This is a genomic window from Moraxella nasovis, from assembly GCF_022701215.1.
In the GTDB taxonomy this organism is placed as follows: domain Bacteria; phylum Pseudomonadota; class Gammaproteobacteria; order Pseudomonadales; family Moraxellaceae; genus Moraxella; species Moraxella nasovis.
This window is the reverse complement of the sequence record NZ_CP089976.1, coordinates 340347-355245: the sequence shown is the minus strand read 5'-3', so window position 1 is coordinate 355245 and position 14899 is coordinate 340347. Positions and strand designations below refer to the sequence as shown.

The window sequence follows — 14899 nt, the reverse complement described above, 5'->3', positions numbered from 1 at the left end:
CAATCATCAAAAACCTAGTAACAACATGACCATACCTGCCTTAAAACTCACAAACTTAACTAAAACTTACTCTAACGGCTTTACTGCTCTAAAAGGCATTGATTTAACCGTGCCACAAGGCGGTTTTTTTGCTTTATTAGGGGCGAATGGTGCGGGTAAATCCACTACCATTGGCATCATCAGCTCGTTATTTCAACCGTCTGCTGGTTCGGTTGAGATTTTTGGTGTGGATTTATTATCAAGCCCTAGTAAGGCAAAAGAATTCTTAGGTGTTGTGCCCCAAGAGTTTAATTTTATGCAGTTTGAGCAAGTTATTGATATTTTAATCACGCAAGCGGGTTATTTTGGTATTACCAAGAAAGTCGCCTTACCACGAGCCGAACATCTATTAAAGGCATTAGGTCTGTGGGAGAAACGCCATGAGAAAGCACGTTCATTATCGGGCGGTATGAAACGCAGATTGATGATTGCTCGTGCCTTAATGCATAAGCCAAGGCTACTGATTTTAGATGAGCCAACAGCTGGCGTGGATATTGAGCTGCGTCGCTCTATGTGGGATTTTATGCAGCAAATTAACGTGAATGAAGGCACGACCATTATCTTAACCACGCACTATCTTGAAGAAGCAGAACAGCTGTGTAAAAATATCGCTATTCTTGACCATGGCGAGATTCGTATTAATACCGATATGAAAAGTTTGCTTGCAAGTCTTGATGTAGAAACTTTTATCCTTGATTTAACAAACCCGCTAAATGAAGATATTCATCTAAATAATGTGGTAAAAACGGCAAAAATAGATGATATAACCTTAGAAGTGACCCTAAAAAAAGGCGAGAGTTTGAACGATGTTTTTGCTCAGCTTACCGCCATAGGTGTAAATGTCGCTAGCATGCGAAATAAGGCGAACCGCTTAGAAGAGTTATTTTTAGGTATTGTTGAGAATAATTTAACCGAAAAACTGACAAATTCATAGCCATATTGACACTTTTAACAAAAAGCTTTTATGACTAGTAAAGCATTTTTGCTATATAAATAGTGTTATTTAAGTCCAATATGCCCTAATGTCTAACACGATATAAAAAATAAAAAGAGCTGTATATGACCCTACAAAAACAATGGATAGCGTTTATGACGCTTGTCTATAAAGAAGTAAAACGTATTTTACGCATTTGGCCACAGACATTATTACCACCTGCCATTACCATGAGCTTGTATTTTGTGATTTTTGGTAAGATGATAGGGGAGCGTGTCGGTATGATGGGCGGCGTCAGTTATATGCAGTTCATCGTGCCGGGTCTTATTATGATGGCAGTAATTACCAACAGCTACTCTAATGTCGTATCATCGTTTTTTGGTACTAAATTTCATGGCAATATCGAAGAGATGCTAGTAAGTCCGATTTCTAAGCATACGATTGTGCTTGGATTTGTAGCAGGGGGCTTATTCCGTGGGCTTGCAATCGGTGCGATTGTAACGGCTTTGGCGTTATTTTTTACTGATTTAAGCTTGGTTCATGCCTTTGTGACGGTATTTACTGTGGTTATGACAGCGACATTATTTTCGCTTGCTGGCATGATTAATGCGATTTTTGCGCGTTCTTTTGATGATATTTCAATCATTCCAAGCTTTGTGCTGACCCCTTTGACTTATTTGGGCGGTGTATTTTATTCGCTTGATAATCTATCGCCATTTTGGCAAAATTTATCTTTACTAAATCCCATTGTCTACATGGTGAATGCCTTTCGTTTTGGGGTGCTGGGATATTCTGATGTTAATGTGTGGGCATCGCTTGCTGCCATTGGTGTGTTTACGGTGATTTTTTATGTCGTGGCGTACGGGCTTTTAAAGGACGGCAAGCGGATTAGAATTTAATATGAAATATTTTTTGGTATTTTAATGCGATGTTGAAGTGAGTTTTTATTAAGATTGCCAAGAAAAATTTGATACTTATGCCTTAGCATTGCTTGATAAGCATGGTAATTTAAAAGCAAAAATCAATCGTATGTCAATTGATGATATAAATATGAATTTTATTAAACATGATACTTCTGTTATCTATTATATATCTGATCATGTTTGTAATTTTAAGGAGACAGCATGAGCATTCACGGCGTGCTTGGCGAAAATACTACCTATCCTAAAACTTATAATCCTGCTATTTTATACCCCATCTCACGGCAAATTGGGCGAGATGAGATTTTAAAAGAAACAGGATTTGATTTTAATCATCATAAATTTAAAGCTAAAGTTAATGGATTAGACGCTTGGCAAGCCTTTGAAATCTCTTGGCTAAACCCCATTGGTGTATCACAAGTGGCTATGGCACGATTTTTTATCCCTAGTGATTCGCCTAATATTGTAGAATCCAAGTCTTTAAAATTGTATCTAAATAGTCTCAACTTTACCAAATTTAATCATATTACTGATGTTCAAAACACCATTAAACAAGATTTATCAAATTGCGTGGGCGTGGATATTGAAGCACAAATCATTGATTTAGATTCTGATGAACTAACTATCTTCAAACCGATGGGAATTTGTATTGATGAGTGTTTAAATGAGCTAAATCAAGAGATTGCCTTAAGTGATGATATTGATAATAGCTTTTTAAAAACTGTCATGCAACATGACAAAAAGAGTGAATTAAAAACCCATCAATTTTATTCCAATCTGTTACGCTCTAATTGCCCTGTCACCAACCAGCCTGACTGGGGGACGGTACAAGTTGAAATTAGCACAGAATATGATTTAGATTTTGGGCAGATTTTAAAATACATTTTATCTTTTCGCAAGCATAATGGTTTTCATGAGCAGTGCGTAGAGCGGATATTTGCTGATTTTATGACCTACTTAAAGCCAACAACCCTTAAGGTTGCCGCAAACTACACTCGTCGAGGCGGTATTGATATTAATCCTGTGCGAGTATATGGCTGTGATTTAACAAAGACAGGGAGACTTGTGCGTCAGTAATTTAGATAAAGCTACCAAATATCGCCTAAATGCGGTATTTGGTAATATGATAAATCGTTAAGATAGGCTATTAATAAACTAGAAATTAAAAAACACCTTAAGCAATCACTTAAGGTGTTCTTAAAAATAGTGGCATCCCATAGGGGATTCGAACCCCTGTTACCGCCGTGAAAGGGCGGTGTCCTAGGCCTCTAGACGAATGGGACGCAGGACGTAAAACTGATTTAATATCGTTTTACCAACTTATCGGACGCTTTCACCGTTATTTCCGAAAGTGCGGCTATTATATCAAATATTTTAGCCCAGTCAAGAGTTTTTTAATATTTTTTTAAATCTTTTGCTTATTTAATCTTTAAAATTGTTAAATTGAAGTGGTATGCCAAAAGATTTTTCTTTTAAAAACGCCATTGCTTGTTGTAGATTATCTCTTTTTTTGTCGCTGATACGCACTTTATCGCCTTGTATGCTGGCTGATACTTTTAGATCAGATTCTTTTAAGGCTTTAGAGATTTTTTTGGCGTTATCTGAGTCAAGCCCATCTTTTAGGTTGATGATTTGTTTGCTGTGTTTGCCTGACTGGGCTTTATCTTGGGGGTCTAGCGTTTGCAAATCCACACCACGCTTGATAAGCTGTTTTTCTAAAATGGCAAAGACGTTATCAACTTGTAACTCATTATCGGCTGTGATGGTGATGGTTTTGGCTTTGTCATTAAGCTCAACTGTAATGTCTGAACCTTTAAAATCAAAGCGTGTGGCGATTTCTTTATCGGTGTTACCAATGGCATTGCGAACTTCTTGGGTGTTTAGCTCTGAGACGACGTCAAATGATGGCATGATTATTCCTTATGCTACTCTATAAGTTTAGGGTTAGTCTTAATAAACAATAAGTTAAGCCTAAATTTTTGAATGTTTAAGCTTGCTATTTGGCTATTTTATCATAAAATCAGCGGTAAGTCTTAAAACCTTCAAAACCGTTATCTTAAACAAGTATCAAAAAAATAATCAAACACGGCAAAAATGACACGAACACTGCATCGGATAAGAACTTTAAGCCTAGAACACTTGACAAGATTAGGGTAATACACCCTAGGGCTTTGATAGGGCGTTTGGCGATGTGTTACAATTTATAATCATTGATGACACCCAAACGCAAGGCGGTACATTTGCTGCTTTTAAAGGGTATATTGAACAAGGTCAAAGTGTCGTTATCGTTAGTTATGCTTTGACAGCTAAACAATATTTATCATAATTAAGACTTGATGATGTGTTAAATGAATTAAAGAGTAAATATGGCGAACTTGAACACTTCGGGCAAACCACATTCGGCTACGATTTCTCCAAACTTACGCAATGGGAAGCAAAATTCATCATCAATTTAAGTAAGACCGCTCACGAAGTCCGAGATATTATCCTTAAGACAAAGCAAAATTGATGCCTATCATCAGATGATAAAAATGGATTAAAAATGATAGTTAAACACCGCCCAAATAAAGCGGTGTTTTTATTGGTAACAATCTTGCGTTTTAAAAGATTGTGTCATTGTCCTAATAGGGTGTTTATACTTAGTTTTTCACCCAAACCCAAACCCTAAATAAAAAACCCCACACACAGTGCAGGGCTTGTAGACTAATTAAACTAAGGCAAATTCATCAAACAATCACAAAAGACGATGGGTCAATGTTTAGTCCTGCACCGATGTTTGCAAAATCAATCGGCTTGCTCTTATCTTCTGCATTGCCGTCTGCATCATAAGACAGCATACCTGTGTCTTTGTTATACACCAAATAGCCTTCGCTTAATAGCGTACTCTTATCAGCATCGCCTTTGAACTTCTCTAAACCTTTGAATACACTGGCAGACAGCTCAAGCTTATCTTGACCTACTATAAAGTCGGTGATGGTATCAATGGCAGGCTTATCACCAAGTCTGCTATTAAACACAAATACATCATTACCATCGCCACCTGTCATCAAGTCCATACCTGCACCACCGATGATTCTATCATTACCTGCCATACCAAAGATGGTATCACCTGCTATATTGGCAGTGATGGTATTATCAAGCTCATTACCATAGATGAGTACAGATGTCTTACCAATGGCTTTTAGGTTCTCTAAGTTTGCACCGAGTGTATAGTGAGTGCTGGTCTCCACAGTGTCTGTGCCACCATCTTTGGTCTCAAAGATAATATCGGCTTTATTATCCACCACATAGGTATCATTGCCCTTACCACCTTCTAGGTAGTCAATGCCAAGACCACCATCAATGCGGTCATCACCATCACCACCATAGATGTTGTTGGCGGCATTGTTGCCTGTAAGCTTATCATTATAGGCAGTACCGATGAGATTTTCAATTTGTGTGCCATAGCCGATAAATGCTTGACCGTCTGTATAGGTGTTCTCTACCCATACGCCTTCATAGTGGCTCTTTTTACGCCCAGAATCTTCATAGTTATGGCGAGTTTGCTCAGCCACCGCAAAGTTATATGGCTTAGTATCGCCAACATAAATCCAACTACCGGGGGTGAGATTGACATTCACGCCTTGCTTTTCTAGCGAAGCGTCAAAGGTGTCTACACCACCACCGTCCCAAATATAGCGGTTGGCATCAGAGCTGTACAGGTCGTATTCTTTAAATGTATAGACATCATTGCCTGCACGCACATTTTTATTGACACCCAGCTGATAATGCAATGCCGCCAAATCGTACATTCTTAGATTGCCAAATGTAGAATACCCTGACTCATTGGCATATAAGTGATAGCTCATGTCAGTAAATTCAGGCGTTTCTTCATAATAATGGATATGCTCAGGCTTGTTTGGCAACTGTGAAAATTGAATGGACTCATGGCTGTGGTGCATACCCAATGTATGAGTAATCTCATGCAAGGCGGTATATTCTGCCAAATATTCCTTACCTGTCAAATTAGGCGTTTTGTTGAGCCACAAATAACTGCCGTGTGCAGCAACACCCAAAGAACCATTCTTAAAGTCGGTATAAAACAGGTGTGTATTGGCTTTGGTGATGTCGTCTGTTTCTTCAAAATTTACATTAACAAACTCACCGATTTTCTTATAAGCACTACGCAAATTAGCCTTTCTGTGTTCAGGCATCTCTTCGGTCGTCTCTAAATTAAAGAAGGCTTCTGCACGCTTTCTATCACCGCTTGGGCTAAATTTAAGATGGTTGTCTTTGGTGATTTGGGGATTATCTAGCAGGGTTTGATAATCTTGTAGACCTTTGGCAAAATAGTATTTGATGGTCGGCGTATGTCCATCTTCATAGCCACCTACAGGAATGTCATACACATGATAGGTTTCTGGGGTAAAGCGTTTAAAGAACGGATTGTACAGTTTTGCTTGCCCCAATTCTTTGACAAAATAAGCACTTGGGTCGGTATTGATGTCATGCCCAGACACAAAAGGATTGTCCGTCTGTGCCAAGCCATGTTTGGCATAGCCTTGCTCATCGCTGATTGTGATGGCTTGACCTGCTTTGTCTGTGGTAGTTAGGGTTGCTGTGATTTTGGCTTTATCGCCTGCTAGGGTGCTAAGTGTGTCGGTATCTACAGCCACGCTAAAATGTAGATGATCATCTACGGTGGTGGTGTAGCTTTTATCACCGACTTGCACGGTAACTGTGTCGCCTTGTTTGGCACTACCGCCAACCACGCCTGCCACTTCGGTGGTGTGATGGGCATTGAGTGTATAGTTGCCACTTGCGTCTTTGGTTGCTTGATGATCTAGGACAAATGAGCTGACGGTGCTGTTGTCTAGTTTGATGTGGTTGATTTTGATGTCGTTGGTTTCAGACAGATTTTTTGGCTCATTGTTTGCGTCCAATCTCCAGTTTTCTGCCAAAAACTGATACGTGATGGGTTTGCCATTTAACGCTTTGGCATCTTCAAGACTTAAATCCAAATGAAACTTGCCGTTATCCACGCCCACTTGGTAGGTTTTATCGCCGATTTGTAGTATCACGGTACGCACGAATTTGGCATTTCTGCCTTCATAGCCTACAAAGGTTGCCGTGCCATCAATACGCACTGCTTGACCTACGTTGTCAGCTTTGATACCAAAGTTGTCGCCGATTTTGGTGATGTCAATATGACCATCAGCTTTATTACCTTCTGCTTTGCTGTCGTCTGCATTATTGTGTTTTTTAAGAGCGAATGCACCGCCTGCGAGCAGACCACCTGCTGATAGCACTTTCCATAGTGGGGTGTAAGCGGCACTTGATGACAGGCTTGCTGATTGGCTTGTAAGGTCTGCCGTTACAGGCTGAGCTGTGGCACTGATTTCTGCCATTGGCACATCACCAAAACTTGCGTCCATCAAGGAATCTGCTGATACTTGACTTGGGTAGTAGTCATAATAATTTTCAATGATGACATCTGGCACATCGGTGGTATTATCTTCATCAAAAATCCACAAATCATCGTTTGATTGATGAACTTTGACTTTTTTGGCGATGTTGGTAGGGTCTTTGATACTGTAATTGGTGTTGACATCTGCTTTGATGATGGTGGTGGCTTGTGGGGTAAGTTCAACTGGCGTAACCAGATTGTCCTTGGTGATGATGATTTTGGCTACCATAATGTATCCTTACTGGTTGGTTTGTAAACAAGAAAACAACATAAAAACGCACAAGCAAAACTTGGCGTACAAATACTAACAAACTTTATAGATAAAATAAATAGGCATGAGTAAATTTTATAAAATTCTTGCTTTGTCGCTAAGTCTGGGTGTTTGATGGGTATAAAGTGATGTGATGGCTTTGTGCTTAGGGTAGATGTGTTCCGCTTTAGTCATAGCATTAAGCTAAAGCACCAAAGCTACCAAAAAGTAATTAAAAGACTTGATGGAATATAACCACAAAGCCTACGATGATTGATGCCAAGCATCGTCTATTAATCGTGTTTTGGCAGCTTTGGTGTATGGTGGATATTTATTTTGTGGTGGTCGTTAAATGGATAAATGCATGAGCATCTGCCCCCACTGAGCTTGGTCGCCATCTTTGAGCAAAATTTCATGCACAACACCTGCCTTGTCACAAAGCACAGGAGTGAGAACCCCTAAGGCTTTGATGTTTGCTACGACATCGCCGATATTGACCTTATCGCCTTGTTTGACTTGGGTATAAAACCACCCCACCGCAGGCGAGCTGATGGTATGTGTTGATGTGTTGTTAGGCTTAGTTTCTTGGGGCAAGTGTTGTGGCGTACCACCGCTTAACTGTAATGTGTCGGTTGACTGTAAGAGAGTGCTGGGTGTATTTACCACACGGATACTTTGGTTGCCATCAGTGATGATAACTTCACCAAGCGAGCTTTGGCTAAACATGGTAACTACTTGTTCAATTTGTTTGATGTCTATCATATTATCCTGCCAAATATTTATAAATGGTGATGATGCTAAGCACTGACATCGCTATTGCCACAAGCCAACCAAACACCGCCATCCATACAGGGTGTTTATAATCCCCGATGATATTTTTGCGATAAGCAGCAAGCAAAATAACAACCAATGCAATAGGCAATACCAAGCCGTTTAAAGTACCCACCAACACCAATACTTGGGCAGGCTTACCAATGGTTGCAAACACCAATGTGGAGATGGCAATAAAGCCGATGATAAAATAACGACTGTGCTTGGCAATGCCTGCATGAAAATTGGTCATAAAAGAGACTGATGTATAAGCACAACCAATAACAGAAGTGATGGACGCTGCCCAAATCACAACCCCAAAGATGATTCTACCCACATCGCCAAGACCATGCACAAACGGCGTAAGAGCAGGGTTATCCGTCATCATTGGTACGCCTGCGGTGACCACGCCAAGACACGCCAAAAATAAGAACACTCGGATAATAGATGCTGCCAAAATACCTTGAATGGAGCTTTTGGATACAGCAGGTAGATTTTCTCGTCCTGTAATACCAGCATCAATGAGTCTGTGAGCCCCAGAAAAAGTGATGTAACCACCCACCGTACCACCAACAAGCGTAACAATTGCCATCGCATCAATCTTATCTGGGCTAACCGTACGGGCAATCGCTTCACCAAAAGGTGGATTGGTATTAAATACCACATAGATGATGAGTGCAATCAGCACAAAGCCCATCATTTGGGCAAACTTATCCACGAGCGAGCCTGCTTCTTTGCTTAAAAATATTCCCACAGCAATCACGCCAGAGATTATCGCCCCAATAACAGGATTAATGCCAAAAACCGACTGCACCCCAAGACCTGCACCGCCGATATTGCCGATATTAAAAGCAAGTCCGCCCATGATGATTAAGGCTGCCAGTACATATCCCATGCCTGGCAAAACAAGATTGGCAAGCTGTTGGGCTTTCATTTTTGAAATAGAAATCACTCGCCAAACGTTTAGCTGAACGCCAATATCTATAATAATTGACATCAAAATCACAAAACCAAAACTTGCACCAAGCTTTTCGGTAAAAGTGGCGGTTTGGGTCAAAAATCCTGGCCCTACCGCTGATGTTGCCATCAAAAATGCCGCTCCTAAGATGGCAGAGCGATTGGTAGTGATATTTTTCATAAATTTCCTTATAGCTTATAGATTATTAAAAAATCATGGTTAACAATCAACCAATATGAACGCCTTTATTGAGTAGTGTGTCTTTGATTTTGTGGGCAAATACCAAAGCGTGCTTGCCATCGCCATGCAAACAAATGCTGTCCACGTCCAGCGTGATCACCGAGCCGTCCACCGCCACTACTTGTCCGTATTCTACCATGCGTAGCACTTGTGCGATGGCTTCGTCTGTATTGTCAATCAAGGCATTTGGCTGTGTGCGAGCAACCAGTGTGCCATCTGCATTGTAACGCCTGTCAGCAAAAACTTCACAAATGGTGTCAAGCCCTATGTTTTGTCCAGCTTGTATCAGCTCACCGCCTGACAAGCCCATCAACGCCAGTGTTGGGTCAAACTCATAGACGGCTTGGGCGATGGTGTGGGCAAGTTTGGGGTCTGTGCTGGCTTGGTTGTACAACGCCCCATGTGGTTTGACGTAGCGTGCAGACAATCCCATCATTTGGCATACCGATTTTACCGCACCCATTTGATAAAACAACAACGCACGTACTTGCTCATCTGGCAGATTTTGGGGGGTGCGTCCAAAGTTTTGGCGGTCATCGTAGCTTGGGTGTATGCCAATTTTTACGCCATGCGTTTTGGCAAAGCCGAGCGTTTTTACCATATCTGCCACACTGCCTGCATGGAGACCTGCACAGATATTGGCAGAGCTGATGATTGCCATTAGGTCTTGATCAAAACCAAAGCCTTCACCAACGTCTGCATTTAAATCAATATTCATCACATACCTTGTATTAAATTGAATGTTAAAAGACTAAATTGAATGTTAAAAGCGTTTTGCGATGTCGCCAACTTGTTTGATGTGGGCGTTTTGATGGCGTATTTTTGCCCAAGCAAATGCTGGATCTACCCACTCAAACTGTACTTGTCCGCCAAATCGCACTTGGGCAAGTCGTCCCAAATCTGCGTCAATCACCGCCCCTATCTTAGGATAACCGCCTGTGGTTTGAGCATCTGCCATCAGTACAATCGGCTTGCCATCTGGTGGGATTTGTATCATGCCACACGCCACGCCATGCGAGTTCATCTCTATTTTATCAAAAACAAGTGGCATGCCATCTAAGCGATAGCCCATGCGATTGGAGTTGGGTGAGAGCGTGTAGGATTGGGTGCTAAAATTATCTTGGTCTTGGACGATGTGTGCATATTCGCTACTTTTTGTGGCATGAATTAAGGTGGCTTGATGGCGGTATTGATCAAGATGATGGGGGTCTGGCACGCCCATCAAGCTTAATTCAAAGCCCTGATGATAAGGTAAATCATCGCCTGCCATCAGTATTCGCCCAAGCCCACCGAGTTGAATTTTTATATCGGTGCTTTTTGAGCCCAATTCATCATCAACATCAAATCCGCCTTGTACGCACAAATAACTGTACATACCTGCTGTCATGCCTTTGATATTTAGGGTTTGTCCATGTTTGGCAAAGTAGCGATAGCCTGTATGAATTTTTTGGTCGTCAAGTGTGGCTTGGACGGTTGCCCCCACCAAGCAAAAACTCACATCACAGCCAAATGTCGCCACAAACTTACCCTGCGTGATTTCAATAGCACAGGCACCATCATCATTGCCAAGTAGGGCGTTGCCAAGTCGCAACGACAAGCTATCCATTGCCCCACATCTGCCAATACCCAAGCCTAAAAAGCCCACACGCCCCAAATCTTGAATACTGGCAATGGCGGTTATTTCATTGATTTTTAACATATTATTCCTTATGCCACTTTAACCACAATACTTTTAATCACACTTTTAACCACAATGATTTTAACCACAATATTTAAAATCCCCATCAAAAACAGTAACAAATTCGCTTGTGGTTTTTCCTAAAATCCACAATTTGGCTCATGGCTCATGATTTATCATAAATACAAAAGTTCAACACACTATTTTAAAATATCTACCGCCACAAATTGCAAGGTGTCGCCTGCGTTTAGTAGTGTGGGCGGATTTTGAGTTTTATCAAATAACGCCATATCCGTCCGCCCCAAAAGTTGCCAACCACCAGGCGAGCTAAACGGATAAATGCCCGTCTGAGCCCCACCAATGCCCACCGAGCCTGCTGGTACATGGGTTCTAGGTTTGGCGTGGCGTGGCAAATACAGCTCTTTGGGCAGTCCGCCAAGATAGGGAAATCCTGCAATAAAGCCAATAAAATAAACCGTATAAATAGGACTGGTGTGGCACGCCACAAGCTCATCTACACTCATGCCAAGTCTTTTGGCACTGTCTGCCAAATCCACGCCATGCTCGCCACCATAGACAACAGGGATTTTGATGTGTTTGCCTGTGATGATGTCGGTATCATCAAAATTGACAATAAAGTCATGGGTAATCTTGTCTAATTGGGCTTTTTTTGTCGCAAAATCTGCCATCAATGTATGAATGCTTGCGTCATCAGTCTTTAAATACAGCGTTAACGTATTCATGCCCACCACAATATCTGCCAAAGCAAAAGGGCAGGCAGGCGTGGCAAGATAAGATGACAAAGCCCAGCAGATTTTTTGTTGATGAAGGCTAATTTTGTCGCCTAAGAATAGCGAAAGCGTCCGTTCTGATGATACTTGCCAGTGGGTGTGAATGTCCATGTGATGACCTAGCTATTTGTGATTTGGTTGTGTGTGATTGGGTGGATTGGTCTGATTGGCAGTCAATCCACCAGTATCATGCTGATTATAATGAGCCAACCACTCGCCAAGATAATGAATACTGACTCCGCCTTTGCCAAATGCTTCATCATCAAACATCGCTTGATGCAATGCCTTATTGGTCAAAATGCCTTGAATATCAAGCTCATATAAGGCGGATTTCATCTTTTGTAGAGCAAGCTGTCTTGTTGGGGCGTGAACGATGATTTTGGCAATCAGGCTATCATAATAAGCAGGGATTTGATAGCCAGTATAAATATGGCTATCTACTCGTACGCCTTGTCCTGCTGGCAGATGGCAGTGGGTGATTGTTCCTGCTGATGGCATGAGCGTAAAAGGGTGTTCGGCATTGATACGACATTCAACAGCGTGTCCATTCATGGCGATGGCATCTTGGCTAAACGCTAAGGGCAGACCTTCGGCGATACGGATTTGCTCGGCAATCAGATTAACCCCTGTAACCAATTCGGTAACAGGGTGCTCTACTTGTATGCGAGTGTTCATCTCAATAAAGAAAAATTCGCCATTTTCATACAAAAATTCAAACGTACCTACGCCACGATAGCCCATATCAAGGCACGCTTTTGCACATACTACGCCGATATTATCTCTTTGTGCTTGGCTGATAAAAGGAGCAGGAGCTTCTTCTATGACCTTTTGGTGTCGGCGTTGCATGGAGCAGTCTCGCTCGCCTAAGTGTATGGCGTTGCCGTGGCTGTCAGCGATGATTTGAATCTCAATATGGCGTGGGTTTTGTAGGTATCGCTCCATATAGACCGCTTCATCACCAAAGGCACTCATCGCTTCTTTTTTGGTCATGGCGACCGCAGGCAATAAGTCATCTATTGTGTGTGCCACTCGCATACCACGCCCACCACCGCCAGCGGCGGCTTTGATGATGATGGGAAAACCAACTTGCTTGGCGATGGCGATGATGGCATTCTCGTCATTAGGCAATGCCCCATCAGATCCCGGTACACATGGCACGCCTGATGCCATCATGGTGGCTTTGGCAGCAATTTTATCGCCCATCATGCGGATATTGCTGGCGGTAGGTCCGATAAAGATGTAGCCTTGCTCTTCTACAAATTCGGCAAAATCAGCATTTTCTGATAAAAATCCATAGCCGGGGTGAATGGCATCTGCACCTGTCAGCTCGGCAGCAGCCACGATGGCACGCTGATTCAGATAGCTGTCTTTTGGCAAGTGGCTACCGATACAGACTGTCTCATCAGCAAGACGGCAAGGCAGGCTGTCTTTGTCGGCAGTAGAATGCACTAATACCGATTTTATGCCCATCTCTTTGCAGGCACGAATGATTCTAAGGGCAATCTCTCCACGATTGGCGATAAGAATTTTGTTTAATTGTTTCATTTATCCATTGTCCTTATTAAGATTTTATTTGAGCATTTTTATCAATTAAGTGCTTTAAGTTGCCCATTCAAACCATTCAAAGCGACCCAATCACAAATAGTGGTGCGTCATATTCCACCATGTCGCCATCATTTGCCAAAATCTTGTCAATCACGCCAGCTTTATCTGCTTTCACCTCGTGCATGATTTTCATTGCCTCTATGATGCACAATGTATCGCCTGATTTGACAAAGTCGCCAATCTCTACAAAATTGGGCGTATCTGGGCTTGCCTTACGATAAAATGTACCAAGCATCGGCGATAAAATGCTGTGTCCGACTTGGGGGTTTTGTGGTTCGTGGCTAATTTGCGTTGGGGTAGGTGGTGTGTGATTTTGGGGTGCTTGATTTTTTGTTAGGTGAGTTTGTGGCAAGTGGTTTTGGGATAAGTAATTTTGGGATAAGTAATTTTGGGGCAAGCCATTTTGTGGCATAGGGCTTGTGTCTGCGTATTTTTGAATTTTGATGATTTGATTGCCGTCTTGTATTTCTAGGGCGTGGATTTTGGCAGTTTGGGTAAGTTCAATTAGGCGGGCAAGTGCGTCAAAGTCAATATTCATTTTTGTACTCCTTGTGATTTGGGCGTTGTTTTATCATGCTGTTATTTGTAAATTTATTATATATGAAATAAAATTACTTGTATAGACAAATAATGCCATCATAAAACAACTTTTATTGTAAGTATATGGTCACCCAATTTGAACGTTTTGGTTAGAGAGTGTTTGTATTATAAATACCAACAAATTTACAGCCTTTAGGGATAATATTTAGCAACAGTCATTGCTATTATATAGGCGTTAAGCTTTATTTTGACTTTAATTCAATCTATTTAAGAAGTGGGCAATGGCTTGGTTTGGCGTGATATAACAGTATAGACGTTTTTTAATTAACAGTGTTTTTGTGTACTGTTAATTGGACTGTTATTATCTGTAGATTTCAATGGACTTTAACGAATTTAAGTGAACGATAAGAACAAATAAAAAACCCTTAAAGCTAATAACTTCAAGGGTTTTAGAACATCAACGAACGATTATGAATCGTTTAGATGGTACCAGTGGTCGGAACATAAATAAAGATATAACTCATTGATTTTATTAGGTTCTTGTTTTTGAAAATTGATTTTAGGTACTAAAATAGGTACTAAGTTGTTAAGTCCACACTTGTTCACTAATTTAAAAATAGGCTCATTTTTACATCAAAAACATAAAAGTTGGGGTAATGTTAGGGTTTTAAAAATCTTGTTGTAATCT

At 41.2% G+C, this 14899-nt stretch carries 13 protein-coding genes and 1 tRNA gene; 4 read left to right on the top strand and 10 right to left on the bottom strand.

Annotated elements, in window-relative coordinates; genetic code table 11:
- The first annotated feature begins 25 nt into the window (after positions 1-25).
- From LU293_RS01770 to queF, 3 genes are all read left to right on the top strand, one after another.
- On the top strand, positions 26-973 hold the full coding sequence (locus LU293_RS01770) for an ABC transporter ATP-binding protein (protein WP_242748217.1): 948 nt from the start codon (positions 26-28) through the stop codon (positions 971-973).
- Between the two features lie 125 nt (positions 974-1098).
- On the top strand, positions 1099-1872 hold the full coding sequence (locus tag LU293_RS01765) for an ABC transporter permease (protein ID WP_242748216.1): 774 nt from the start codon (positions 1099-1101) through the stop codon (positions 1870-1872).
- Between the two features lie 225 nt (positions 1873-2097).
- Entirely contained in the window at positions 2098-2970 is an 873-nt protein-coding gene (queF, locus tag LU293_RS01760; protein ID WP_242748215.1) for an NADPH-dependent 7-cyano-7-deazaguanine reductase QueF, read from the top strand.
- Positions 2971-3100: 130 nt separating this feature from the next.
- Here queF and LU293_RS01755 read toward each other — a convergent pair.
- A tRNA-Glu gene (locus LU293_RS01755) sits at positions 3101-3176 on the bottom strand.
- 139 nt (positions 3177-3315) lie between these two features.
- Positions 3316-3804 (bottom strand): YajQ family cyclic di-GMP-binding protein, encoded by a 489-nt coding sequence (locus tag LU293_RS01750; protein ID WP_242748214.1) that lies wholly within the window; start codon positions 3802-3804, stop codon positions 3316-3318.
- A gap of 280 nt (positions 3805-4084) precedes the next feature.
- Here LU293_RS01750 and LU293_RS09790 point away from each other — a divergent pair, with 280 nt between their 5' ends.
- Positions 4085-4219 carry a hypothetical protein gene (locus LU293_RS09790; protein WP_256462116.1) on the top strand — a complete coding sequence of 45 codons (135 nt, stop codon included), beginning with the start codon at positions 4085-4087 and terminating at the stop codon, positions 4217-4219.
- 400 nt (positions 4220-4619) lie between these two features.
- Here LU293_RS09790 and LU293_RS01745 read toward each other — a convergent pair whose 3' ends face one another.
- The 8 genes from LU293_RS01745 to accB all read right to left on the bottom strand — a co-directional run bounded on the left by LU293_RS01745 (position 4620) and on the right by accB (position 14209).
- Positions 4620-7568 carry a M10 family metallopeptidase C-terminal domain-containing protein gene (locus LU293_RS01745; RefSeq protein ID WP_242748213.1) on the bottom strand — a complete coding sequence of 983 codons (2949 nt, stop codon included), beginning with the start codon at positions 7566-7568 and terminating at the stop codon, positions 4620-4622.
- Positions 7569-7937: 369 nt separating this feature from the next.
- Positions 7938-8351, bottom strand: a complete 414-nt coding sequence (locus tag LU293_RS01740) for an acetyl-CoA carboxylase biotin carboxyl carrier protein (RefSeq protein WP_242748212.1) — start codon at positions 8349-8351, stop codon at positions 7938-7940.
- 1 nt (position 8352) lies between these two features.
- Positions 8353-9537: an NRAMP family divalent metal transporter gene (locus LU293_RS01735; RefSeq protein WP_242748211.1), complete on the bottom strand. Its 1185-nt coding sequence runs from the start codon at positions 9535-9537 to the stop codon at positions 8353-8355.
- Between the two features lie 46 nt (positions 9538-9583).
- Entirely contained in the window at positions 9584-10315 is a 732-nt protein-coding gene (gene pxpA, locus LU293_RS01730) for a 5-oxoprolinase subunit PxpA (protein WP_242748210.1), read from the bottom strand.
- Between the two features lie 45 nt (positions 10316-10360).
- Complete coding sequence (locus LU293_RS01725) at positions 10361-11296, bottom strand: 5-oxoprolinase subunit C family protein (RefSeq protein WP_242748209.1); 936 nt, start codon at positions 11294-11296, stop codon at positions 10361-10363.
- Between the two features lie 179 nt (positions 11297-11475).
- Positions 11476-12177: a 5-oxoprolinase subunit PxpB gene (gene pxpB, locus LU293_RS01720; protein WP_242748208.1), complete on the bottom strand. Its 702-nt coding sequence runs from the start codon at positions 12175-12177 to the stop codon at positions 11476-11478.
- A 12-nt stretch (positions 12178-12189) separates the two neighbouring features.
- Positions 12190-13611 (bottom strand): acetyl-CoA carboxylase biotin carboxylase subunit, encoded by a 1422-nt coding sequence (gene accC, locus LU293_RS01715; RefSeq protein ID WP_242748207.1) that lies wholly within the window; start codon positions 13609-13611, stop codon positions 12190-12192.
- 76 nt (positions 13612-13687) lie between these two features.
- Entirely contained in the window at positions 13688-14209 is a 522-nt protein-coding gene (accB, locus tag LU293_RS01710) for an acetyl-CoA carboxylase biotin carboxyl carrier protein (protein WP_242748206.1), read from the bottom strand.
- Positions 14210-14899 lie beyond the last annotated feature (690 nt).